The 24,491-nt window shown below is 65.9% G+C and carries 20 protein-coding genes, 1 pseudogene and 1 other annotated feature; of the genes and pseudogenes, 7 read left to right on the top strand and 14 right to left on the bottom strand.

Translation table 11 applies throughout. The annotated features are described in order from the left end of the window. Positions 1-18 precede the first annotated feature (18 nt). From CZ338_RS01870 to CZ338_RS01860, 3 genes are all read left to right on the top strand, one after another. The gene (locus CZ338_RS01870; RefSeq protein WP_204211809.1) at positions 19-3,819 is read left to right on the top strand and encodes an ABC transporter ATP-binding protein; all 3,801 of its coding nucleotides are present in this window, start codon (positions 19-21) and stop codon (positions 3,817-3,819) included. A gap of 54 nt (positions 3,820-3,873) precedes the next feature. Next, a complete protein-coding gene (locus CZ338_RS01865; RefSeq protein WP_087116534.1) occupies positions 3,874-7,629 on the top strand; it encodes a multifunctional oxoglutarate decarboxylase/oxoglutarate dehydrogenase thiamine pyrophosphate-binding subunit/dihydrolipoyllysine-residue succinyltransferase subunit in 3,756 nt (1,251 codons plus the stop codon). A 242-nt stretch (positions 7,630-7,871) separates the two neighbouring features. Then, on the top strand, positions 7,872-8,858 hold the full coding sequence (locus tag CZ338_RS01860; protein ID WP_143341231.1) for an HNH endonuclease signature motif containing protein: 987 nt from the start codon (positions 7,872-7,874) through the stop codon (positions 8,856-8,858). Here the strand turns inward: CZ338_RS01860 and CZ338_RS01855 are convergent. The 3 genes and pseudogenes from CZ338_RS01855 to CZ338_RS01845 form a co-directional block, all read right to left on the bottom strand. Beyond that, positions 8,837-10,065 (bottom strand): IS3 family transposase gene (locus CZ338_RS01855; RefSeq protein WP_143341230.1). Its coding sequence is split into 2 segments (ribosomal slippage): positions 8,837-9,789 and positions 9,789-10,065, totalling 1,230 coding nucleotides; the frame shifts between segments, so codons are not numbered across the junction. The two genes, CZ338_RS01860 and CZ338_RS01855, sit on opposite strands and share 22 nt — an antisense overlap. Further along, positions 9,691-9,790: a sequence feature (AL1L pseudoknot), on the bottom strand. It overlaps the preceding gene by 100 nt. 436 nt (positions 10,066-10,501) lie before the next feature. After that, a complete protein-coding gene (locus CZ338_RS01850) occupies positions 10,502-11,203 on the bottom strand; it encodes a hypothetical protein (protein ID WP_143341229.1) in 702 nt (233 codons plus the stop codon). A 191-nt stretch (positions 11,204-11,394) separates the two neighbouring features. After that, positions 11,395-11,889: pseudogene (locus CZ338_RS01845) on the bottom strand (general stress protein); the annotation flags it as partial. Positions 11,890-11,977: 88 nt separating this feature from the next. Here CZ338_RS01845 and CZ338_RS01840 point away from each other — a divergent pair. Continuing rightward, positions 11,978-13,120 (top strand): Mrp/NBP35 family ATP-binding protein, encoded by a 1,143-nt coding sequence (locus CZ338_RS01840; RefSeq protein WP_087116528.1) that lies wholly within the window; start codon positions 11,978-11,980, stop codon positions 13,118-13,120. A gap of 182 nt (positions 13,121-13,302) precedes the next feature. On the opposite strand, the gene CZ338_RS11030 is transcribed toward CZ338_RS01840, so the two are convergent. From CZ338_RS11030 to sigE, 3 genes are read right to left on the bottom strand one after another with little or no spacing between them, the layout of a single operon-like run. After that, positions 13,303-14,073: a Sec-independent protein translocase family protein gene (locus tag CZ338_RS11030; RefSeq protein ID WP_235839386.1), complete on the bottom strand. Its 771-nt coding sequence runs from the start codon at positions 14,071-14,073 to the stop codon at positions 13,303-13,305. Positions 14,074-14,077: 4 nt separating this feature from the next. Beyond that, positions 14,078-14,434 carry an anti-sigma factor family protein gene (locus tag CZ338_RS01830; protein WP_162287286.1) on the bottom strand — a complete coding sequence of 119 codons (357 nt, stop codon included), beginning with the start codon at positions 14,432-14,434 and terminating at the stop codon, positions 14,078-14,080. A 5-nt stretch (positions 14,435-14,439) separates the two neighbouring features. After that, positions 14,440-15,024: an RNA polymerase sigma factor SigE gene (gene sigE, locus CZ338_RS01825; protein ID WP_087116524.1), complete on the bottom strand. Its 585-nt coding sequence runs from the start codon at positions 15,022-15,024 to the stop codon at positions 14,440-14,442. A gap of 65 nt (positions 15,025-15,089) precedes the next feature. On the opposite strand from sigE, the gene CZ338_RS01820 reads away from it, so the two are divergent. Further along, the gene (locus CZ338_RS01820; RefSeq protein ID WP_087116522.1) at positions 15,090-15,743 is read left to right on the top strand and encodes an O-methyltransferase; all 654 of its coding nucleotides are present in this window, start codon (positions 15,090-15,092) and stop codon (positions 15,741-15,743) included. 75 nt (positions 15,744-15,818) lie between these two features. Here CZ338_RS01820 and glgC read toward each other — a convergent pair whose 3' ends face one another. After that, the gene (glgC, locus tag CZ338_RS01815) at positions 15,819-17,042 is read right to left on the bottom strand and encodes a glucose-1-phosphate adenylyltransferase (RefSeq protein WP_235839385.1); all 1,224 of its coding nucleotides are present in this window, start codon (positions 17,040-17,042) and stop codon (positions 15,819-15,821) included. 117 nt (positions 17,043-17,159) lie between these two features. Here glgC and CZ338_RS11345 point away from each other — a divergent pair, with 117 nt between their 5' ends. After that, positions 17,160-18,464, top strand: coding sequence for a glycosyltransferase (locus CZ338_RS11345; protein WP_235839384.1), 1,305 nt, complete (start codon positions 17,160-17,162; stop codon positions 18,462-18,464). Between the two features lie 16 nt (positions 18,465-18,480). Continuing rightward, the gene (locus CZ338_RS01805) at positions 18,481-19,860 is read left to right on the top strand and encodes a GH32 C-terminal domain-containing protein (RefSeq protein WP_087116516.1); all 1,380 of its coding nucleotides are present in this window, start codon (positions 18,481-18,483) and stop codon (positions 19,858-19,860) included. A 148-nt stretch (positions 19,861-20,008) separates the two neighbouring features. On the opposite strand, the gene CZ338_RS01800 is transcribed toward CZ338_RS01805, so the two are convergent. From CZ338_RS01800 to CZ338_RS11020, 7 genes are all read right to left on the bottom strand, one after another. Further along, positions 20,009-20,890 carry a methyltransferase domain-containing protein gene (locus tag CZ338_RS01800; protein WP_087116514.1) on the bottom strand — a complete coding sequence of 294 codons (882 nt, stop codon included), beginning with the start codon at positions 20,888-20,890 and terminating at the stop codon, positions 20,009-20,011. A gap of 23 nt (positions 20,891-20,913) precedes the next feature. Next, positions 20,914-21,084 carry a DUF3117 domain-containing protein gene (locus CZ338_RS01795; RefSeq protein WP_087116512.1) on the bottom strand — a complete coding sequence of 57 codons (171 nt, stop codon included), beginning with the start codon at positions 21,082-21,084 and terminating at the stop codon, positions 20,914-20,916. Next, positions 21,072-21,419: a cell division protein DivIVA gene (locus CZ338_RS01790; RefSeq protein WP_204211807.1), complete on the bottom strand. Its 348-nt coding sequence runs from the start codon at positions 21,417-21,419 to the stop codon at positions 21,072-21,074. The genes CZ338_RS01795 and CZ338_RS01790 overlap by 13 nt, the downstream gene beginning before the upstream one ends. A 9-nt stretch (positions 21,420-21,428) precedes the next feature. Continuing rightward, positions 21,429-22,160, bottom strand: a complete 732-nt coding sequence (locus CZ338_RS01785) for a glucosyl-3-phosphoglycerate synthase (RefSeq protein WP_204211805.1) — start codon at positions 22,158-22,160, stop codon at positions 21,429-21,431. Beyond that, on the bottom strand, positions 22,160-23,008 hold the full coding sequence (folP, locus tag CZ338_RS01780) for a dihydropteroate synthase (protein WP_087116508.1): 849 nt from the start codon (positions 23,006-23,008) through the stop codon (positions 22,160-22,162). Before folP ends, CZ338_RS01785 begins: the two co-directional genes overlap by 1 nt. Beyond that, positions 23,009-23,809, bottom strand: a complete 801-nt coding sequence (locus tag CZ338_RS01775; protein WP_087116506.1) for an LOG family protein — start codon at positions 23,807-23,809, stop codon at positions 23,009-23,011. Positions 23,810-23,942: 133 nt separating this feature from the next. Then, a partial coding sequence (locus tag CZ338_RS11020; RefSeq protein WP_235839383.1) for a peptidase dimerization domain-containing protein occupies positions 23,943-24,491 on the bottom strand: 549 nt, incomplete at its 5' end.

Below are 24,491 nucleotides of genomic sequence, written 5' to 3'. Positions count from 1 at the left end.
ACTTCTTCCGCCGACCGTGTGCGCGGCCACCTGATCACCCGGTCGCTCAAAGCTAACCCCGGGTTCGCGGTCCTCACTCTGGTCACCGCCGTGATCGCGGCAGTGCTGCAGACGACCCTGCCCGGGCTGACAGGCACCGCCGTCGACGTGGCCACCGGCGAGCGGGAAGGCTCCGTCGCCCGCATCGCGTGGGCGATGGCCGGCATCGCCGTCGCACAGTTCGCGTTCCAGGTTTTACGGCGCTGGGCAGCTGGCAACATGGCCACCCGCTCGCAGCACTACGTGCGCGTGGAGCTGCTCAAGACGCTCCACCGCCTCGACGGCCCCGGGCAGGACGACATTGTCACCGGCCAGATCGTCTCGCGCTCCATCACGGATTTGGGCCAGCTGTTTTCCGTCCTCGCGATGAGCCCCATGGCGCTGTCGCGCCTGGTGCAGCTCGTGCTCACCGTCTGCGTGATGGCGTGGGTGGACCTGCCCTTGACGGTCATGGCGCTGGCGTTCCTGCCGCTGATCGTGTGGTTGGCCAACAGGTCACGCACGTCCCTTTACGCCGCCACGTGGGCGAACCAGCAGTCCGCTGCCGATCTGACCAGCCACGTCGAGCAAACCGTCTCCGGCGTGCGCGTGGTCAAAGCCTTCGGCCGCGAGGAACACGAAGTCGAAGTGCTCGACGGGCTGGCCAAGCACCTGTACGCCGTGAAGATGCGCGCGGCCAAGCTCACCGCGCGCTTCCAACCGGCGCTGAGCCAGCTGCCCAACCTCGCACTCGTGGTCACCATCGTCGCCGGCGGTCTCATTGCGCTGAGCGGCGGGATGACGGTCGGCGGGTTCGTCGCGTTCACCGCGTACCTGACATCCCTCACATCCTCGATGTCCATGCTGGCCAACACGTACGTCACGCTCCAGATGGGTATGAGCGGCGTGGACCGGCTCGACGAGGTCCTCTCCCTCGCGCCCGAGCACCCGGACCCGGCAACACCCCGCGAGGTCCCCGGCGGCCCTGTCGGCATCGCGTTCAACGACGTCACGTTCACCACCGGCGGCCGCACGGTCCTCGACCACTTCGACCTCACCGTCGCGCCGGGCGAGCAGGTCGCCGTCGTGGGCCCCGCGGGCAGCGGCAAGTCCATGGCCGTGCAGCTCGCCGGCGCGTTCTACGCACCCGACAGCGGGCACCTCGCGCTGGTCACGCCCGACGGCCAGATCCCGTACAGCGAGCTGACCCACCGCAGCATCCGCAGCGCCGTCACGTGCGTCTTCGACGAAGCATTCCTTTTCTCCCTGTCCATCCGCGACAACATCGCCATGGGCGCGGACGTCACCGACGCCGACATCCAGCACGCCGCCCGCATGGCCTGCGCCGACGAATTCATCACCCGCCTCCCCGACGGCTACGACACCGTCGTCGGCGAACGCGGCCTCACGCTGTCCGGCGGCCAGCGCCAACGCATCGCGCTCGCCCGCGCGCTCCTGTCGCGCCCCCGCATCCTCATCCTCGACGACGCGACCTCCGCCATCGACGCCGCCACAGAAGCCGACATCCTGGCCAACCTCCGCGACAACCTCCCGGGCGTGACCATCATCGCCGTCGCTCACCGCCAGTCCACGGTCGAGCACACCGAGCGCGTCATCATCATGAACCAGGGCACAACACTTATCGACGCCCCTTTGTCCCCCGCCCTCTCCCACCCCTCCTACACGGCTCTCATGGCCCCCGACGATGCCGGCACGCCTGCCCCGGACTCGGACGCCACCGCAGGCAGCACCGCTCTCTCCCGAACTGAGCCCTCCCACGAGGAGCTGTGGCCGGACCTCGGCGACACCGCACCCTGCGAGCACATCCTCGCCCCGTCCGCTGGCGGCGGTGGCGGCGGCTTCGGCGGCGGAGGCCCCCGCGGTGGTGGCGGCGGTGCCGCCCGCGTGGTCACCGCGACACCCGAGCTCCTCGAGCGCCTGGAGCACCTCCCTCCCGCCGACGAGGAGCCCAAAGGCACCATCCCGTCCGGTCTGCGCGCGATGTTCGCGTCGGTGAAGTGGCTCATCGCGGCGGTCACCGGCCTGCTCGTGGTGGGCGTGCTCGCGGATCTGAGTTTCCCGACGCTGGTGCGTGCGGCCGTCGATAAGGGCATTCAAGCTGGTGACCCCCGCACGCTATGGCTGGTCGCCGGAGCCGCGTTCGCGGTGGTGATCATCGCGTGGCTGGCCAACGCCGCAATGACCGTGCTCTCCGCCCGCTCCGGCGAGCGCCTCCTCTACGGGCTGCGCGTGCGCAGCTACGCCCACCTGCAGAGCCTGGGCATGAGCTACTTCGAATCCCACCTGTCGGGGCGGATCATGACGCGGATGACCACCGACATCGACACCCTGTCCAGCTTCCTGCAGACCGGCCTCGCCCAAGCCATCGTCTCTGTGGGCACCCTCATTGGTGTTGCCGCCATGCTCGTGGCCACCGACGGCTCGCTCGCGCTCACCGCGTTCTACGCCGTGCCGGTCATTGCGCTGATCACGGTCGTCTTCCGCCACTACTCCAAACGCTTCCACGCGCAGGCCCGCGCGCAGATCTCCGCGGTCAACGGCGAATTCGCCGAGCTCATCGGCGGCATCCGCATCAGCCAGATGCACCTCATGGAGCCGTCCGCCGAGGCGCACTTCGCATCCGAGAGCGAGGCTTATCGACGCCTCCGCATGCGCTCCCAGCTCCTCGTCGCCACCTACTTCAACGGCATGCAGATGATCTCCCAGATCATGACCGCGATCATCATCGCCATCGGCGGCGCCCGCATCGCGGACGGCACCCTGTCTGTCGGTGTCCTCGTCGCCTTCACCATGTACTTAGGCCAGCTCTACGGCCCCATCCAGCAGCTCGGCCAGATCTTCGACTCCTGGCAGCAAGCCACCGTCAGCTTCGACCGCATCCGGGAGCTGCTGGATGAGCGCACCACCGTCCCCGACACCGGCACCTCCCCGCACGCCGCCGACGCCGCCCGCGGACCGCTCGCACTGGAGAACGTGACCTTCTCCTACGGTGCGCGCTCCGACGCCGCCGCGACAGACCGGTCCCCTGACCCGGAAACCGCCGACTCAGCCGGCGCGCCCCGCGTTTCAGCCGCCGCAGCCGAGCCGACCAGCGCATCCCCGTCCCCGGTCGCGCTGTCGGGAGTCACCGCCACCTTCCAGCCCGGCGAGACAGTGGCGCTAGTGGGGTCGACGGGGGCGGGCAAGTCGACCGTCGTCAAGCTGCTGGCGCGTTTCTACGATCCTTCGGCGGGCGCTGTGACCGCGAGCGGCGCGGACGTGCGCGACTTCCCGCTCGCGGACTGGCGACGCGCGCTCGCGCAGGTGCCTCAGGAGTCCTATCTATTCCCCGGGACCGTCGCGGAGAATATCGCCTACGGCGCCCCCGGTGCGACCGAGCGCGAAATCGAGGAAGCCGTACGGCGGATCGGCGCGCTGGACATCGTCGCCGCCATCCCCGGCGGTTTCAACCACCGCGTCGGCGAACGCGGCCGGGGCTTGAGTTCCGGGCAACGGCAAATCATCGCTCTCGCCCGCGCCGAGATGCTCCACCCCGACGTCGTGCTTTTGGACGAAGCCACCGCCACCCTCGACCCCGCCACCGAACGCGCCGTGCTCGACGCCTCCGCCCACACCACCGCCGGGCGCACCTCCATCATCGTCGCCCACCGACTCGCCACCGCCGCGAGAGCCGACCGAATACTCGTCATTGACCAAGGACGTATCATTGAGGACGGTTCCCACACCGACCTGCTACAGCAGGGCGGAAAGTATGCAGTATTGTGGGCTGTTAGCCATTGATGAAAATCAATCAAAAGCACACGTAGAACTTAGGAAATGAGGCGAGTACCTGCCGTGAGCAGCGAGAGCACATTCGGCCAAAACGACTGGCTGGTTGATGAGATGTTCCAGCAGTACAAGAACGATCCGGACTCTGTCGGCGACGAGTGGCGTGAAATGTTCGACAAACAGGGCAACGCCGGCGCTAGCCAGGCCACCCCGCTCGTCTCCCCCGCCGCCAAGAAGGCAGCGGCCCAGGACACCCAGCCGCACAAGGCCCGCACCGACACCAAGGTCTCCGAGACCACCGGTGCACCGAGCCAGGACGGCCGCGAGACCCGCGTAGACACCGCCGTCAAGGAGGTGCCCACACCGTCGGAGAAGCAGGTGGGCAAGAAGAAGACGAAGCAGTCCCCGATGGACCGCCTCAAGCCGCTGCCGGAGGCTGGCGAGACCCAGCTGAAGGGCACCTTCAAAGCCATCGCGAAGAACATGGACGAGTCCCTGACCGTCCCGACGGCGACGACCGTGCGCGACATGCCGGTCAAGCTCATGTTTGAAAACCGCGCCCAGATCAACGACCACCTGAAGCGCACCCGCGGCGGCAAGATCTCGTTCACCCACATCATCGGCTGGGCCATAGTGAAGTCCGCTCTGCTGCACCCGGGCATGAACGTCAACTACACCGTCAAGGACGGCAAGCCGTTTGTGGTCACGCCCGAGCACATCAACCTCGGCCTGGCCATCGACCTCCCCCAGAAGGACGGCACGCGTGCCCTCGTCGTCGCCGCCATCAAGGAGTGCGAGACCCTCACCTTCGACGAGTTTGTTAAGGCCTACGAGGACATCGTCGACCGCGCCCGCAAGAACAAGCTCAAGCTCGAGGACTTCCAGGGCGTCACCATCCAGCTGACCAACCCGGGCGGCATTGGCACCCGCCACTCCATCCCGCGCCTGACCAAGGGCCAGGGCACCATCGTCGGCGTCGGCGCCATGGACTACCCGGCAGAATTCGCCGGCGCCTCCCAGGACCGTCTCGCAGAGCTCGGTGTGGGCAAGCTGACCACGCTGACCTCCACCTACGACCACCGCGTCATCCAGGGCGCAGAGTCCGGCGAATTCCTCCGCGACATCTCGCAGCTGCTTAACGACGACAAGTTCTGGGACGAGATCTTCGATGCCATGCAGATCCCGTATGCCCCGATGCGTTGGGCCCAGGACATCCCCAACAGCGGTGTGGACAAGAACACGCGCGTGATGAACCTCATCGAGGCGTACCGCTCCCGCGGCCACCTCATGGCCGACACCAACCCGCTGCACTGGCACCAGCCCGGCCTGCCTAAGCCGGACTCCCGCGACCTGCTGCTGGAAACCCACGGCCTCACCCTGTGGGACCTGGACCGCACCTTCCACGTCGGCGGCTTCGGCGGCAAGGAGACCATGACGCTGCGCGAGGTGCTCACCCGCCTCCGCGCCGCCTACACCCTCCATGTCGGCGCCGAATACACCCACGTCCTCGACCGCGACGAGCGCGAATGGCTGCGCGACCGCATCGAGGTGGGCATGCCCAAGCCGACCAGCGCCGAGCAGAAGTACATCCTGCAGAAGCTCAACGCCGCAGAGGCCTTCGAGAACTTCCTGCAGACCAAGTACCTCGGCCAGAAGCGCTTCTCCCTCGAGGGCGCCGAGACTCTGATCCCGCTCATGGACGCCGTCATCGACACCGCTGCCGGCCAGGGCCTCGACGAAGTAGTCATCGGCATGCCGCACCGCGGTCGCCTCAACGTGCTGTTCAACATCGTGGGCAAGCCCGTCAAGACCATCTTCGGCGAGTTCGAGGGCAACTTGCAGCCGGCCCAGCAGGGTGGCTCCGGCGACGTGAAGTACCACCTCGGATTCGAGGGCGAACACATCCAGATGTTCGGCGACGGCGACATCAAGGTCACTCTGGCCGCCAACCCGTCCCACCTGGAGGCCGTCGACCCGGTCATGGTCGGTATCGCCCGCGCCAAGCAGGACATCCTGAACCACAACAAGAACGCCGACGACCACTCCGTCGTCCCGATGATGCTCCACGGCGACGCATCCTTCACCGGCCTCGGCGTCGTTCAGGAAACCCTGAACATGTCCAAGCTCAACGGCTACGACGTCGGCGGCACCGTCCACATCGTGGTGAACAACCAGATCGGCTTCACCACCACCCCGGACCAGGGCCGCTCCTCCTACTACGCCACCGACCTGGCCAAGGGCTTCGACTGCCCCGTCTTCCACGTCAACGGCGACGACCCCGAAGCAGCCGCATGGGTCGGCCAGCTGGCCACCGAGTACCGCCGCGAATTCGGCAAAGACGTCTTCATCGACCTCCTCTGCTACCGCCTCCGCGGCCACAATGAGGCCGACGACCCGTCGGTGACCCAGCCGCTCATGTACGAGCGCATCGAGTCCCACCCGTCGGTGCGTACCCGCTACACCAAGGACCTCATTGGCCGCGGCGACATCACCGAGCAAGAAGCCGAGATTGCCAAGCGCGACTTCCACGACCAGTTGGACTCCGTGTTCAACGACGTCAAGGAAGACGGCGGCTCCCCGGCCGAGCAGCACGGCATCACCGAGTCCCAGTCGCTCACCCGCGGCCTGGACACGTCTATCGACGAGGCCACCTTCAAGGCCCTCGCCTCCGCCTACGCCGAGCTCCCCGGCGACTTCACCCCCAACAAGCGCCTCAAGTCGGTGCTGAAGTCCCGCGGCGGCTCCTTCGAGAACGGCAACATCGACTGGGCCTGGGGCGAACTCCTCGCCTTCGGCTCCCTCGCAGCAGAAGGCAAGCTTGTCCGCCTCGCCGGCGAGGACTCCAAGCGCGGCACCTTCACCCAGCGCCACGGCGTCCTGTTCGACCCGAACACCGGCGAGCAGTACAACCCGCTCGACGCCCACGCCATCGAGGAAGGCAACGGCGGCCGCTTCCGCATCTACAACTCGGCGCTCACCGAGTACGGCGGACTCGGTTTCGAGTACGGCTACACCGTGGGTAACCCGGGCGCACTCGTCGCATGGGAGGCGCAGTTCGGCGACTTCGCCAACGGCGCCCAGACCATCATCGACGAGTACATCTCCTCCGGCGAGACCAAGTGGGGCCAGCTGTCCAGCCTGATCATGCTGCTCCCGCACGGCTACGAGGGGCAGGGACCGGACCACTCGTCGGCACGCATTGAGCGCTTCCTGCAGCTCGTCGCCGAGGGCTCCATGACCGTCGCACAGCCGTCGACGCCGGCGAACCACTTCCACTTGCTGCGCCGTCAAGCTCTCGGCGATATGCGTCGCCCGCTCGTCGTCTTCACCCCGAAGTCGATGCTGCGCAACAAGGCAGCCGTCTCCCAGCCCGCCGACTTCATCGAGTCCAAGTCCTTCCGCTCCGTCATCGACGACCCCAACATCGTCGACGCGAAGAACAAGGTCATCGGCGACGCCGACAAGGTGACCACCATCATCCTGTGCTCCGGCAAGATCTATTACGACCTGGAGAAGCGCCGCCAGAAGGACGAGCGTGACGACGTGGCCATCATCCGCATCGAGATGCTCCACCCCATCCCGTTCAACCGCCTCAACAAGGCGTTCGCCAACTACCCGAACGCCAAGGAAGTCCGGTTCGTCCAGGATGAGCCCGCAAACCAAGGTCCGTGGCCGTTCTACAACGAGCACCTGGCCAACCTCGTGGACGACCTCCCGCCGATGCGCCGCATCTCCCGCCGCGCACAGTCCACCACAGCGACCGGTGTGGCCAAGGTCCACCAGCAAGAGGAGAAAGCGCTTATCGACGAAGCCTTCGCCTAACCTCCCCTCCCCGCCCCCTTCCCGCTTTTCCTTCCGCGGCGAGGGGGCGGGTTTTTGCTGCCCCGCGTGAGCCCCGATATTTTTCGGGGCTCCATGGAACCGCCTTTTTGCGCACGTCAGAGGGTGGTTTCAACGTGTGATGGAACCGGGGGCTGTGGATAACTCCGGCGGCGTCGACGGTTATCCACAGGTTTCGGGCCGTGTCCTTTCGTTCGTGGTTGTCGGGTTTTAGCGTGTGGGGCATGAACACGTTTGACGCGTTTCTCGCTTCTGTTGCGAGTCCTTTGGATATCCTGGCTGGGTTTGACCGTCAGGCTGCTCGTGACGCCGGCGTCAAACCCGCCACTGTTGATGAGTGGGAGCGTGTCCACACCGTCTACTACGGCACAACCCGGTTCGCCCGTCAGCAAGCCCACGCCATCCGCATTGCCCGTGAGACGGGGAAGTCTCTGGATCAGTTGGTGTTCATTGAGAACCAATTGAAGCCCATAAAGCCGGCCAGTGAGACGTGGCGGCTCCGCCTCGCGTTGCTGTCCGTGCCGGGTGACTACAACACTCTGCGGCGTCGTGCGAAGACCATCATCCCGGATCCTGATCAGGACACACCCGCCCCGGAGTCGACGGTCCGGTTCAGCACACCGAAGAAAGGCAAACGCTCTTTTACCGCCACCGGTGACGACAGCTTCATCGCCGCCCTCGAATACGCCCTGCGCCGGAACCTGGATCCGGGTCGTCCGGCAGGCCCGCAAATGTATGAAGCACTGACCGACATTCTGCGTGGTGATGGTGGTGTGGCTGATGCTGTACCCCGCCCACTGGTGGTGGTCCCGTTAGCAGAGCACACGAGGATTCTGCGTGGTGAAGGCGATGACACCATCCTGGGACTATCCGACGGCACCACCATGACCGGTGCGGAGTATTTGGCCCGGTTCCATGGTGAGGATCTGGAAGTAGCGATCTTCCACCCGCAGGCGGGTGCGGTGAACCTATACGACACGAAACGGTTCGCCAATGCGAAGCAGTGTGACCTGGCCCGAGCAACACTCACAACGTGTCCTGTGCCGGGGTGCCGGCATGCCGCTGATAACTGCGAGGTGCACCACGTCACCGCCTGGTCGAGGGGTGGGCAAACCAACATGGATAACTTGGCGGTGGTGTGCAGGTACCACAACCGCACCAACGTGAAGCGTCCTGGTTTTTGTTCCGCTTATTTAACGCCCAACGTTTGAGCGTCTGATCGTTGATAGTAGGCGTCCTCCATCTCCTGTGGAGTGATATATCCCAGGGATTGATGAAGTCGCTGGTTGTTCCACCAGTGCACCCAGCGAAGGGTGGCGATCTCGACTTCACCGACCGATGCCCACGGCCGGTGGGGATAAATCAGCTCTGTTTTGTAGAGCCCGTTGACCGTTTCAGCCAACGCGTTGTCATAGGAGTCGCCGACGGTGCCGACAGACGGATCGATACCGGCCTGGGCGAGCGCTTCACCATAACGGATCGAGACATACTGCGAGCCGCGGTCACTGTGGTGGACAAGCCCTTCTGAGCGAAGATCACCAGCGTGATACAAAGCGTGCTCAAAGGCCTCCAACGGCAGTTCATCGGTACGCATGCTCGCCCGAGTCGCCACACCGACGATCTTCCTGGAGTACACATCGGTGATAAACGCGGTGTAGGCAAAACCAGACAAGGTGCGCACATAGGTGATGTCAGCGACCCACAACCGGTGCGGCGCGGGTGCAGTGAAGTCACGGTTGACCAGGTCAGGGCGGCAATCCGGCACGTTGGCCCGAAGCGTTGTCATCGGTGTGCGGCCACGCCTGCGGCCTTGAATACCAGCTTGCTTCATCAAACGCGCGGTCTGATCACGACCGATGTTCCAGCCGGCGCGCTGCATAGCCTTCCACATCTTGCGGACCCCGTAGACGCTGAAGTTGTCCTCGTAGACCCTCACCAATTCAGGAATAAGCAGCGCATCTGACAAACTCCTCGCCGACGGCGCTCGTGCTTTCGCTGCTCGGTAACCGCGAGAGGTGATGAACCCACATTCTGTCTCTTTCAAGGTGCGACAGATAGCCTCGACCCCGAAGCGATCGCGATACGCATCGATGTATTCGATCATCTTCTGGTGGGACGGTCGAGTTCCGCCGCGAAAAAAGCTGACGCGGTTTTCAAGATCTCGTTAGCCCTGCGTAGCTCCTTAATCTCTTTCCGGAGCCGCTTCAGCTCGTCAGCCGCTGACTCGCCGGCGCCAATCTCAACATCGGACGAGGCCATATTCGGCTTCAACCAATCGTTGAGCGTGTGCGCTGGAATGCCGAGCTTTTCACCGATCTCTACGGCTGCACCCCATTTCGAACACCCTTCGAGCTCAACGAGATCCTCAGCCAAACGCACTGCCTTGGCCTTGAACTCGTCACTGTACTTCCTTGGCATGATTCCAATCCTTCTCTAGAAATGATCGGAACTAAACCCAGGACACTTCAACGATGATGACCCCACCCGCCACCACCGCGGACGGGTAGAGATCAGGGCCGGAACCCCAGTGTGGGTATCCCCCAGGGGGCGACCGGCGGCGAACACCACCCACCAATACGGCGCGATGCACCTGTTATTCGGAAAACAACGAGAATAAACAACGGGAATAACGCCAGGATCAATTTGCGGGCCAGCAGACTGACACCGGAATAGCGGATAGAAGCGGGAAGCAGCCGCGCATCCGAAAGCACGAGCTGAAACAGCCGGTACGGCCGGGGGCGAAACACGCCCTGCGGCCCTATCGGCATGCGCGGAGCACGTGCGGGCGCTAGTCCGGGGCACACAGGCGTTGGGCAGATGTGAGCCCGGGCTCCGAGAAGCTGTGAAGCGCCGACTACGACTCGCGGGCTTGGCCTTCGTCGACGATGCGTTTCAGCTCGGAACCCATGCCGGTCTTCTCCTGCATCCACGCGTTGACAGCGGCGCCGGGATCACCGTCTTCTTCGGTTTGCTCGACGAGCTTCTCCAAATCGTTCGTCGCTAGGGCGCGGGTGACCTTGCTGATGGCGCCGCGAACGCCGCGGTCGAAAAGCCCGTCTTCATAGACGGGAATGATGTTCTGGGGCAGATCGGCGTGGTCGGAGTGGGGGCAGCCTTGGGCGGGGGAAGGGTCGACCGTCGTCAAGCTGCCTGGCAATGTGCCGACCGCCGCGTCGTACGTCGCGAGGGCGAGGTCCACGTCGTTCAGGTCCCCCTCGGCCGCGTCCTTCTTGTTCGCCTCGAGCGCGGCGGTCTCCCCCGGGTTCGCGGCAACGACCAGCGAGCCGACGCACATCACCGCGAAATTCGCGTCGCGGGTCTGCAGGATGTCGAGTTTCTCGCCGTCATCAGCAAATTTCTTGCCGACGATCCCCACGTCCCTCCCCGCCAACTCCACCACCTGGCGGTAGATCTCGGCGAGCACCATCTGCTCCGGATCCGACGGGTCAGCGGCAATCTTCACCGGCTCCTCCGCCTGCGTGCACGCAGTCAGCCCGCCAAGCGACGCCGTGCACACGAAACCGAGGGCCGCGAGTGTTCTTCGGGGGGTTCGCATTAGCTCTGGGCGTCGTGACGCGGAACGTCGTGCGGGGCATCCTGCGGCTGCTGGGCTGCCGGGTATTGCGGCTCAGGGCGCGCGTCCGTTTGCTCTGTTGGCTGCGGCTGTTGGGGCGCGGCGGGCTGCTGAGCTGCCGACTGCTGCGGCTGGACACGCTGGTTGCCCTGGTTCTGGGACGGGTGCGGGCCCATCTGGGCGATCAGGTCGCGGGCCTGGGGCGCGTTGGCGGGTTCGCAGAGAACGTCGTAACGGCCGGCGACGATGGTGGTCGCAGACGAGAAATCGCGGCGGCCCTGAGTGAACGCGTAGCCGATGGCGGCGAAACCGACACCGAAGATGAGGCCGATCACCAACGCAGACAGCAACGACGGCCACACATCCGGCGTGAACAAAGCGAACAGAAGACCGACGAAGAGGCCGAACCACAGGCCGGAGAGTGCGCCGCCTGCGAGAACGCGGCCCCAGGTGAGACGGCCGGTGACGCGCTCAACCTGCATGAGGTCCACACCAACGATGGTGATGTTCTCAACCGGGAACTGATGGTCCGACAGCCCGTCGACGGCGGCCTGGGCGTCGGCGTAGTTCTGGAAGCTTCCCACCGGCCAGCCGGATGGGCGTTGCAGGCCGGCGACGTTGCGGCGGTTTGCGGGGGTACCGGACGGTGCGGGGGTCGGCTGGCTCATGTGTCTTCCTTCTGGTCGCGTTCGGTTACTCACACGAGTGTAGTGCCGGCTTCAGCCAGGAGCGTGGAAGCCATATACTTTACGGTCGATGACTGACACAGCCCCGATTTCAGAAGCAGCTGTCCGCAACGCGCTCGCGCGTGTCGACGACCCGGAGATCGGCAAACCGATCACCGACCTGGACATGGTCGAATCAGTGCGTATCGACGGCCGCGACGTCGCCGTCGGCATCTACCTCACCATTGCCGGATGCCCGATGCGCGACACCATCGAAGGGAACGTGCGCGCCGTCCTCGAGGAGCTCGACGGTGTGGGCGAGGTCAGTGTGACCATGCACACGATGAGCGAGGAGCAGCGGCGCAACCTGGCGCAGCGTCTCAAAGGCGACAAGTCCGACCCTGTCATTCCGTTTTCCCAGCCAGGGTCGACGACGCGGGTGTTTGCGGTGGCGTCGGGTAAGGGCGGCGTCGGCAAGTCTTCGATGACCGTGAACCTGGCTACTGCTCTTGCTGCGCAGGGCCTGACCGTCGGGATCCTGGACGCCGACATTTACGGCCACTCCATTCCCGGCCTGATGGGCTCCACGGGTCAAGGCCCGACGGTTGTCGACGACATGCTCATGCCCCCGATCGCCCACGGCGTTCGCCACATCTCCATCGGCCAGTTCGTGGAAGGCAACGCCCCCGTCGTGTGGCGCGGCCCGATGCTCACGCGCGCCATCCAGCAATTTCTTGCCGACGTCTACTGGTCCGAGCTCGACGTCCTCTTCATGGACCTCCCACCCGGAACCGGCGACGTGGCCATCACCGTCGCCCAGCTCGTCCCGGATGCAGAGCTACTCATCGTGACCACTCCGCAGGCCGCCGCCGCCGAGGTCGCCGAGCGCGCCGGCTCCATCTCCCAGCAGACGGGGCAGCGCGTCGCCGGTGTCATCGAGAACATGTCCGCCATGGTCATGCCCGACGGCTCCACCATGGACATCTTCGGCACCGGCGGCGGCGAGCAGGTCGCCGAGCGTCTCACAGCGATCACCGGCGCCGAGGTCCCCCTCATCGGCTCCGTCCCCCTCGACCCACAGCTGCGCGTCCAAGGCGACGAGGGCACCCCCATTGCCGTGGAGGCCCCCGACTCTCCCTCCGGCCAGGCCATCGCCAACATCGCCGGCAAGTTGAAGATCCGCCGAGACTCCCTCGCCGGCAAGAGCCTCGGCTTGGGCGTTACCCGGAACTAACTACCTCCGCCGTGCAGCCACCCCGGATATGGCTGCTCCCGCCGTCCGGCCACCCCGGATCTGGCTGCACCCGCTGTCAGCCGCCCCGGATATGGCTGCTCCCGCCGTCCAGCCACCCCGGATCCGGCGTTCCGGGGCAAGAGCGGCATAACAGCCAGCTCGATCGGCTCACCCCGCCAGCGCTACGTGATATCGGCCCAGGAGAATCCGCCCCCACTCGACTGGGCGGAAGAATCGTTTTGCCAGTGCGCCGGGTTGATCCCGGGTTGTCGTCGCCGACGCCGCGGCGGCCGCGGAATGGCATTCGGGTCCTGATCGGTGCCGGGAGCGCTCGAGCTCGCCTGCACCATTGCCGCCGACGCGTCCGCGTCAGCTTGCTGCCCCAACGCGCTGGGCTGTACGGGTTGACTTGGTTGCGGTTGCGGTTGCGGCTGCGGCTGGGAGGTCTGGTGCGACTGCTGGGGATGCTCGGCATCGCCGGTGTACGCAGGTTGTGCGCTATGCGCAGGCTGAGCGGCATGGTCGGGTTGTGCGCTATGTGAAGGTCGAGCGGCATGGTCGGGCGTGGCGGCGACGTTCGCGGCACCGGCTGTCGCGTCACCGGCTGCGGCTGGCTCCGCAGGACGGTTGTGGTTGCTCACGGAGGGGTCGCCCTCCATCATGCGGCGGGGGTCGAACTGGTCGAGGTAGTCGCCGTCTTCGTCGAAAAGCACTTTGGCGATCGCGCGTTTGGGGCCCATCGCTGCGTACTCGGTGACGGTGCTCATTGGCTTGCGGAGCTCATCAAACTCCTCGCCGTACAGCTCATTCTTTGCGTCGTTGATCGCGCGGCGCGCGGCGAAGATCGCGGCGCGGACATCCATGATGACCCCAGGCAGGCGCTCTGGGCCGATGATGATCAGTCCCGCGAGAATGACGACGAATATTTCGCCCCAGCCGATTGAGTCAAACACGGTTTCACTTTAGCCCGTCGCGTAAGCGGCTCCAGGAGATGGGCCATTTCCGTTCAGCAGCGGGGGTGTCTGGGAAACTTCCGCTGCGGGAGGGAGCGTCTAGGGAGCCGCCGCGTGCGGGGGGCTCGTCGAGGTGGGCCAGGCGCTCCACGAGCGACGGCGGGGCGCGCAGGCACCCGTCGGTATTGTGTTCGCGGACGGCCTCAGCGGCGGCTTTCTGCTGCGCGACTTCGCGGCGGCAGTCGGGGCACTGCGCGAGGTGGTTCTGGGCGCGGTGGAGGGCGGTGGGGGTAAGTTCGTCGTCGATAAGCGCGGCGACAGCTTCGAAGTTGAGGTGGTCGATGGAATCGAAGTTAGGCACGGCTGTCACCTCGCCCGGATGAGCTCGCGCGCGGTTTCGCTAGAGGCGGCTTGCGCTTCGAGGGAGGCGCGCAGCTGGCTGCGGCCGCGGTGGATGCGCGAGCGGACGGTGCCCATTTTCACGCCGAGTGTTTTCGCGATTTCTTCGTAGCTCATGCCCACGACGTCGCAGAGCACGACGGAGACGCGGAACTCGGGGCTGAGCTCGTCGAGCGCGGCTTGCAGCGCGGGGTCGAGGTTGGCGGCGGAGTACACCTGCTCGGGCGTCGGGGCGGTGCCGGGCACGCGCTCGTAGTCTTCGGGCAGCGCTTCCATGCGGATTTTGCTGCGGTGGCGCACCATGTCGAGGAAGAGGTTGGTGGTGATGCGGTGCAGCCACCCCTCGAAGGTGCCTGGTTTGTACGTTTTCAGGCTGCGGAATACGCGCATGAATGTCTCTTGCGTGAGGTCCTCGGCGTCCTGCTGGTTGCCGGACAGGCGGAACGCGAGGCGGTAGACGCTGTCGGCGTGCTCCTCGACGAGTTCGGCCCAGCTCGGCATGGCGCCGCGGCCGGCGTCGAAAGCGGCGGTGCCCGTCACGTCCTCTTGCATGCCCACTATTGTTGCGTACCGCGCTGGTGCCCGCACGGCCGGGGTCCATTTCGTAGGATGAGCGTGTGAGCGATTCAGCATTTTCCTCCCTCAACGAGTACATCACGGCGAAAGAGCAGGACGGCACGCTTATCGACGCCCGCTCCGACGCCTCCGAATACTCCCTCCCCACCCCGAGCGTCGCGGTGGGCTCCCTGTTGGGCACCCTGGCTGCTGCCGGCGGCAACGGGAGCTCAGCCGGCGTGACGGGAGCTGTCGCCATGACTCCCTCAGCCGGTGTGGTGGGGCTGCACATCCTCGCCGGATTGCCGGAGAAAGCTGCGCTGACGTGTATCGACCCTGAGGCTGAGCACCAGGCGCGCGCGAAGGCCGCGTTCCGCGACGCCGGGTTCGGCGGCTCGCGCGCCCGCTTCCTGCCGTCGCGCCCCCTTGACGTCCTAGGCCGCCTGGCTACGGGTGCGTACCACCTCGTTTACGCCGACGTCGACCCTGTCGACCTGCCCGCCGTCGTCGAGGCCGCGTGGCCGCTGCTCTCCCCCGGCGGCACCCTCGTCCTTGCTGGCTCGCTTCTCGACGGCACCATCACCGACCCCACCCGCAAAGACCGCGGCACCCTCGCCGCCCGCGAAGCTGAGGAGCTCGTGGACGGACTCGAGGGTGCCGTAGTGACGCGTCTGCCGCTCGATTCCGGCGTGACGCTGGTGACGCGGCGCGCCTAGCTGCACCGCCTAGCCGCGCGTGCACGCCGACCGGCGCGGGCTCAGCGCGAGTCGGCTGTCGGGCAGACTCGCCAACTATTCGACGACGCTGGCCTTGCCGACCACCACGACACCGGAGTCGGAGATGGTGAACTCGCGGACGCGGTCGTTGTCCTCGTCGACGCCGATGGTCGCGCCGTCGGACACATACACGTTTTTGTCCAGGATGGCGTGGCGCACGACTGCACCGCGGCCGACACGGACGCCCGGCATGAGCACGGAGGACTCGACGGTCGCGCCCTCTTCCACGCGCACGTCGGTGGACAGGACGGAGTTGCGTACCGTCGAGCCAGAAATGATGGACCCCGGCGCGATGATGGACTCCTGCGCGATGCCCCCGGAGACGAACTTCGCGGGCGGCAGGTTCTCGTCCTCCGTGGAGTGGATGGGCCACGACTTGTTGTACAGGTTGAACACGGGGTGGATCGAGATGAGATCCATGTGCGCCTCGTAGAAGGAGTCGATGGTGCCTACGTCGCGCCAGTAGCCCATGTCGCGATCGGTGGCGCCGGGGACTTCGTTGGCGGAAAAGTCGTAGACGTTGGCCTGGCCCTTCTCCACAAAGTACGGAATGATGTCGCCGCCCATGTCGTGGTCGGATTCCTCATTCTCGTTGTCTTCGCGGAGGGCGCGGATGAGAGCTTCTGTGGAGAAGCAGTAGTTGCCCATGGACGCGTAGGTCATCTCTGGGTCGTCGGGGGTGCCGGGAGGGTCGGCGGGCTTTTCCAGGAACTCGGAAATCGTGCCGTCTTCGTTGGACTGGATGCAGCCGAAGGCGGTGGCGTCGGCACGCGGGACGCGGATGCCGGCGACGGTGCATTCCTTGCCGGACGCGATGTGGTTCTCCACCATCTGGGATGGGTCCATGCGGTAGACGTGGTCGGCGCCGAACACGAGGACGTAGTCGGGCTGTTCGTCGTAGATCAGGTTCAGCGACTGCAAAAGCGCGTCCGCTGAGCCCTGGTACCAGCGCTTACCCAGGCGCTGCTGCGCCGGAACTGACGCGATGTACTGGTGCGTCGGTCCGGAGAAATTCCAGGCGGTGGCCACGTGGCGGTCGAGTGAGTGCGACTTGTACTGCGTCAACACGGCGATGCGGTTGTAACCCGCATTGACCAGGTTGGACAGGACGAAGTCGACGAGACGGTAGTTGCCGCCGAACGGCACGGCGGGCTTAGCACGGTCGAGGGTGAGCGGGAAGAGGCGCTTTCCTTCTCCACCCGCAAGGACAATTGCGAGGACATTCGGCTGGCTGTTCACACCACTAACACTAGGGAAGATCGGACAAACCCGCACCGCCTTGCCAAAATCGGTTGCGTGCCACCTCTCTCTGTGGGTGCCTGCACGCATGTGAATTCGCTACTAGTCTCGGGAAGCATGAGAGTCGGAATGATGACCCGCGAGTACCCGCCCGAGATTTATGGTGGCGCGGGAGTGCACGTCACAGAGCTGACACGCTTCATGCGCAAGCTTGATGGTGTCAACGTAGACGTCCACTGCATGGGCCAGCCACGCGACGCGGAAAACGTGTTTGTCCACGGGGTGGACACTGAGTTGGAGGACGCGAACGGCGCCATCAAGACGATGTCGACGGGCCTGCGCATGGCCAACGCCGCCGACAACGTGGACGTCGTGCACTCCCACACGTGGTACGCGGGTCTCGGCGGGCACCTCGCCGGCCTGCTACACGGCATCCCCCACGTGGTCACTGCGCACTCGCTCGAGCCGGACCGCCCGTGGAAGCGCGAGCAGCTCGGCGGCGGCTACGACGTCTCCTCGTGGTCCGAGAAGAACGCCATGGAGTACGCGGACGCCGTCATCGGCGTGTCTGCCGGAATGAAGGACGCCATCTTGCGCGCCTACCCGCGTATCGACGAATCCCGCGTCCACGTCGTCCTCAACGGCATCGACACCTCTTTCTGGTACCCCACCGTTGACTCCGCGGGTAACCCCAGCGGCGACTTGCGCAGTGAAACGAGCCAGGACGCGAGCGGCGCTGCAGCCGACGCGAACAGCGATAACGCTGCAGATGGCGCAGGCACAAACGGCAGCAACAGCGGAAACGGCAACAGCGGCGACGGCAACGTCATCGAGCGCCTCGGCATCGACCCGGACCGCCCCATCGTCGCGTTCGTCGGTCGCATCACCCGCCAAAAGGGCGTGCCCCACCTGGTCAAGGCGGCACAGGACTTCGACCAGGATATTCAGCTGATTCTGTGCGCGGGAGCACCGGATACGAAGGAGATTGCGGAGGAGACGCAGGGGCTCGTCGATAAGCTGCGCGAAACGCGCGACGGTGTGCACTGGGTGACGGACATGCTGCCGAAGGAAGATATCCGCGACATCTACTCGGCCGCCGATATCTTCGTGTGCCCGTCGGTGTACGAGCCACTGGGCATTGTGAACTTGGAGGCGATGGCGTGCGAGACCGCCGTTGTCGCGTCCGATGTGGGCGGCATTCCCGAGGTTGTCGTCGACGGCGAGACCGGTACCCTGGTGCACTACGACGCGGAAGACACACAAGCGTTTGAGAAAGATCTCGCCGCCGCTGTCAACGCACTCGCACAGGACGCGGCCACCACGAAGCGCTTCGCTGCCGCTGGCCTCACCCGTGTGAAGCAGGAATTCACCTGGGACAAGATCGCCCAAGAAACCGTCGACGTGTACAAGTCGCTTCTGTAACCCGGAGGACGAAACTGTGAGCAATTTGAGACCCGAACTGCATGTCACCGCTGACAAAGGCATCCTCGACGCCGCAGCTGGCATGCTCCGCGACGGCGACGACTGGCACCTCTTCTACCAGTACGAACCCACCCTCGACGCGCCCGCACGGTGGGCGCACCAGTTCTCCGAGGGCAACCCGTTCGACTTCTACGAGTGCAACGATGTCATCGCGCCCGTCGGCGGCGAAACCCGCGTGCTTGCGGGCTCCGTCGTCTCGTCGCCGGAGGGCACGGACCTCTACTTCACGTCCGTCACCAACGCAGGGACGACGATTCAAGCAGCGCGTATCGACGAAATCGAGACCCTCTGCGACGAAGTCGACGACAACGGTGACATTGATGCCGGAGTGCGGCGCCTTGGCCCTGTGGTCAAGGATGTCGGGCGCTTCACCCGCTTCCGCTCCCCTTGCGTCGTCCCCGACTGGACGGAGAGCAGTGACCGCGACCGCGGCCAGTCCGGCTGGATCATGCTGGCCAGCAGCGGCCCATCCGAGAAGCCGGTCCCGGTGGTGCTCGACTCCTCCGACGGCACCTCGTGGTCGCTGCTTGGCCCGCTGCGCTTCAACGGCGAGACCGGCCTCAACGACGATGACGTGACGGTAGCCCCGCGTATCATCCGCCTGCGCGACGAAGCGGACGGCGACATCTACGACGTCCTCTTCCTCACTCTCGAGCTGGAGGACGGCGACCGCACCGGCTACCTTGTGGGCACGCTCCACGAGACCGAGTTCACTGTGAAAACGCCATTCACGCGCCTGGACTACGGCCACGACTTCACGCGTCCGCGCAGCACCAACGTCGTGCGCGGCACCCAGACCGACGGCGAGCGCTACTCCGAAGCTCGCATTTTCGGTCTTCTCGCAGCCACGGGCCGCGGCGGCGATCCGACCACGCAGCCGACATGGGAGACCGAGGGCTGGGCCAACGCGCTGTCCCTTCCGCGCGTGGTCACGCTCGCGGGCGGAGAGCTCTTCCAGACTCCGGCCCAAGGGCTCCCTGACGCCGTGAGCGCCACCGAACGCGCGAAGCTCTGGACCGGCATGTGCGAGATTCCCGTCGGCTCGTCCGTGACCGTGGAGGTGCTAGACACCGACGGTGACGTCGCAGCCACCATCACGCACTCGGGCGACTCGATCACGCTCGACCGCCTCGACGGCTCCCCCGCCACAGCCGAGCTGGACGACGAGGACGAAGACCACATCTCCGTGCTTGTGGACGGCTCCGCCATCGAAGTCTTCGCCGGCGGCGGCGCCGTGACCATGGCGAGCCGCTTCTGGCCCGAGAACGGCGTCGGGGATCTGCGCGTCACGGCCTCCGGCGACGCGGAGATCCTGAACCAGTGGAGCCGCCCGTAACGCAGCCCCGTGGGCGGGACGCGCTAGCTGGGCCGGCTGCGTGCTCGCTGCGTGCTGGCTCCCCGCGTTCGTGATCCCGCCGCGGTAGTCGCACCGGCCTGGTCGCGCGGGCTTCCTGGCACGGTCTAGTTGCGTTAGCGGAGTGGGTCTAGCCGCGCGCGGGCTTCTTCATGCGGGTGAGCTGCGCGCGGGCAGTCACCGTCATTGTCTCGGGCAGAGCGGCGACGCGCTCCGCGAGCACCTCGGGGTCGAGGTGGCGGGCGGATGGGCTCATTCCTACTTGGGCGGCGATGGATTCGCGGTCCAAGTTCATCGGGAACTCGATCAGCTCGGGGTCCCCGACGGGCTCGAGGTAGCCGGCGGCCTGCTCGAGCATGCGCTTCTGCTTACCTTCCTCAACGCCGAGGATGCCGAGGGGCTCGCGAAGTTCGTCCAAGTGGCCGGTTTGGGGGGTGAGGATGAGGACCTCGCCGTCGTCGACAAGCACGCGCGCGAATTCTTCCGGATTGCGCGGCGCGAAGATCACGGTAATGACATCGACGGAGCGGTCGCGCACCGGGAGGCCGTCCCACACGTCGGCGACGACTGCGCCGATTTTCGGGTGTGCCTTAGCCAGGTGCTTCGCGGCGGGCACAGCGATATCCACACCGATGCCGCGGGAATTCTCCACCGCATCCAGTGTGTGGGAAAGGTAATAGCCTGTTCCGGCGCCGACTTCGAGGATGGTGGGTGGGGTCGCGGCGACGTCGTCAAGCGGGAGGCATTGGAGGGCGTCGAGGACGCGCTCCGTGACCGTCTCCACGAACGGCGCAAAGTGCCCGCGCGAGAGAAACGCCTCGCGCGACGCGACCATCTCCGGACTGTCGCCCTGGTGCGCGATCCCCGCGCCAGACGCCAGCGTGACGTAGCCCTGCTTGGCCACGTCGTAAGAATGCCCTGTCTCAGAGACGAGACGGCTGAAATCGTCCGCACCCGTCAGGGCGCTGCCGTCGATCGGGTCCGCCAGTACATCAACAATGTCTTTGAGCATGGCGCGTTATGTTACCTGCAGCTCTACTGCGCTGCGACATCGGTGAGGAGCTGGCCGAGCTCGGCCGCTTCCTCGTTGTTGAGCTCCACCACGAGACGCCCGCCGCCGTCAGACGGAATGCGCATCACGATCTTGCGGCTTTCCTCGACGACTTCCATCGGCCCATTGCCGGTACGCGGCTTCATTGCTGCCATGTGGTGGTACTCCTTGGCTCTTCGATTGTCTGCTTTCCGTCGGCGGGCGCGGTGGCCTCCGGCGGAAACTCTTCCCCAATCTTACGCTCTTGCGCGCCGAGCAGGTGCTCGATGAGAGCATCGACCTGGTCCTGGCGGTATCCGCGGGGCACGACTTCAAGCGCGATGTCGTCGTAACGGCCCTCATCGACAGCGGCGCGGTTGTCGGCGATGACGTTCTGCGGCTCATCCATGGGCGGCACCGCTTCGCCGCGGCCGAAAATGGCGGCGGAGATCCACGCGCCGAACAGCGCGATGGCGGCGATGACGAGGATGAGGATCAACCAAGACAGCATGAGCTGATGCTACCGCAGTTCCGTCCACGGCTGGCGTTGGGGAACGTCGAGGACGCCGGCGCGGGAGAGGATGGTGCGGGCGACGGTCTCGGACATCTCGGTCAGCTCGCTCAGGGGCCGGTTGCGGTGGGCTTTCTGCCCGAGGTCCACTTGGGTGAGGGAGGAGGGGCCGTGGAGGGAGGCGACGTCGATAAGCAGGCCCGCTTCTACGCCGTACCCGGCGACGAACGGCACTTCCAGCGCGGTGCTGCGGCGGATGGCGTATTCGCCCGCGAGGGGTTGGTCGAGCTCCGGGAGGTGGGGAAACAGCAGGCGCAGCAGCGGCTTCGCGGTCAGCTCTGTCACGCGCCCGCCGCCGCTCGGGGCGCCGTTGAGTGCGCGGGTGTAACTCGCTTTCACGAGGTGCACATGCTTATCGACGAACCCCCCTACCAACCCGTCCACCCACCCCGGCTCCACCGTGGTCACGTCTGCATCGAGGAAGACGACGATGTCCCCTTTTGCCGCGCGGACTCCGCGCCAGAGCGCTTCGCCTTTGCCGGGCTGGACGGGGATCTCGGGGGCAATCCCGCGCCAATTGAGCACGGTAGCGCCTGCCGCCGCCGCGTTGCTGGAGGTAGCGTCCGTGGAGTCGGAGTCGACGACGATGACCTCGTCCGCGCAAGAGGCGCGGGCTGCGCGCACGACGTGCGCGACGGTGCCCTCCTCGTTGAGCGCGGGAATGACCACGGAGACCCGCACTATGCGAGCCCCCGCGTCGTGTCGAGCGGCCGAGCCGTGCCCTGGATGGCGGCGGTGGTGCGGATGACGTCGACTGTTTCGGCGACTTCGTGCACGCGGAAGGCCGCGACTCCGCGCGCCGCGCACCATGCAGTGGCGGCGAGCGTTCCCGCAACGCGCTCCCCCACGGCACGCCCGGTGGTCTCCCCGATGAAATCCTTGTTGGACAGCGCCATCAGCACCGGCCAGCCGGTGGCGACCACTTCGTCGATGCGCCGCAGGATCTCCAAGCCGTGGAAGGTGTTTTTACCGAAGTCGTGGGTCGGGTCGATGAACACTTTCTCCTCCGGGACACCGCAGGCGACAGCGCGCTCGGCCAGAGTTGTGGTTTCGCGGATCACGTCAGCGACGACGTCGTCGTAGTGCACGCGGTGCGGGCGGGTGCGGGGTGTCGCGCCGCCGGTGTGGGAGCAGACGTAGCCGACCTTGTGTGCGCCGGCGACCTCCACGAGCTCCGGCTCGAAGCCCGCCCACGTGTCGTTGATCAGGGTCGCGCCAGCCTGCACTGCGGCTTCGGCGACCTCGGGGCGCCACGTGTCCACGGAGATGTCCACCCCGGCGGGGAGCTCACCGCGCACAGCAGCGATGAAGGGAACGACACGCTCAATCTCCTCCTGCGGGTCCACCTCGTCGCCGGGGCCGGCTTTCACGCCGCCGACGTCGACGATCGTGGCACCTTGCTCCACCACTTCGCGGCAGCGCTCGAGTGCCGCGTCAATGGCGAACGTCGCGCCCTTGTCGTAGAAGGAGTCCGGCGTGCGGTTGATGATGGCCATGACGCGGGGCAGGCCACAGGTGAGCTCGCCCATCTACTTATCGTGTTTGTGCAGGTTCCGCGGGTCCGACATCTCGCGGTGGGCGTTCACGATGTATTCCACGGCCTCCTCGACCGAGTCCGTGACCAGGAAGAGCTGGTCGTCGCCCTCGGAGATGAGACCGCGGCCGAGCTGCTGCGTGCGGATCCAGTCGACCAGGCCGGACCAGAACTCGGTGCCCAGCAGCACCATCGGGAAGTTAGTGACCTTGCCCGTCTGGATCATGCAGAGGACCTCGAAGACCTCGTCCATGGTGCCGAATCCGCCCGGCAGCGAGATGAACGCCTGCGAGTACTTCAGGAACATGGTCTTGCGCGCAAAGAAGTAGCGGAAATTCAGGCCCAGGTCGACCCAGGGGTTCAGCCCCTGCTCGAACGGCAGCTCGATGCCGAGGCCCACGGACATGCCGCCGGCTTCGTGCGCACCGCGGTTCGGCCCCTCCATCAGGCCCGGGCCGCCACCGGTGACCACGGCGTAGCCGGCCTCAACCAGCGCCTTGCCCAGTGCCCGCGCTTGCTCGTACTCCGGGGTGCCCTCCCCCAGGCGAGCTGAACCGAAAACGGTCACTGCCCAGTCGAGGTCCTGGAGAGCGTCGAACCCCGACACAAACTCGCTGGTGATGCGCATGACGCGCCACGGGTCTGCGTGCTTCCAGTCATGGTCCGCGCGCCCCATCTGCAACAGCCGCTGGTCATAGGTCGAGGAGGGATCGGCGTCGCCGCCTTTGTGCCGCCGCAGGATCGGGCCGCTCAACGTGCGGTCCCGGTCCGGGCGCGGAGTGATGTGTGGAGCCACGGAGAATGCTTTCTATTTCTGCTTGACGTGTCGGGGTTTTCCGGCTGTGCCGCCTAGAGCACCGACGGAATACCGAGGAACAGGCGACGCCAATCGGTGCCTGTCCGGGACTGAACGGCCCAGCCCGGAAGAGCTACGCGGACGCGCCTGACAGGTACGCCGTGAGTGTGTCGGCGACAGAGCGGATCTGGTCGATCGGGCACTGCTCGTCGATCTTGTGGGCGAACCCGGGGTCGCCGGGGCCGAAGTTCACAGCCGGAACACCAAGCGTAGAGAACCGAGATACATCCGTCCATCCGAATTTGGCGCGGAATTCACCGCCGACGGCGGAGAGCAACCCCTGGGCGGCGGGGGCGTCGAGGCCGGGGAGGGCGCCGGGAACGGCGTCGTCGTAAAGCAACTCGATGCCGTCTTCGAGCGCGAGCGTGTCCTCGAGGTGCTGTTTCGCGTCGTCGAGGCTGCGGTCGGGCGCGAAGCGGAAATTGATGGTCAGCGCGGCTTCGTCGGGAAGCGTGTTGGTGGCTACTCCCCCGGTCAGGCCGACGACGTTGAGGCCTTCGCGGTATTCGCAGCCGGCGATGGTGACGGTGCGCGGCTCGTACGCGGCGACGCGGGTGAGCACGCCGGCGAGGTCGTGGGCGGCGTTGTGGCCGAGCCACGCGCGCGCCGAGTGGGCGCGGGT

Origin of the sequence: Corynebacterium urinipleomorphum (assembly GCF_900155535.1) — a bacterium.
In the GTDB taxonomy this organism is placed as follows: Bacteria; Actinomycetota; Actinomycetes; order Mycobacteriales; family Mycobacteriaceae; genus Corynebacterium; species Corynebacterium urinipleomorphum.
The sequence above is the reverse complement of the archived record's forward strand: the minus strand, read 5'-3'. Positions and strand labels throughout refer to the sequence as shown.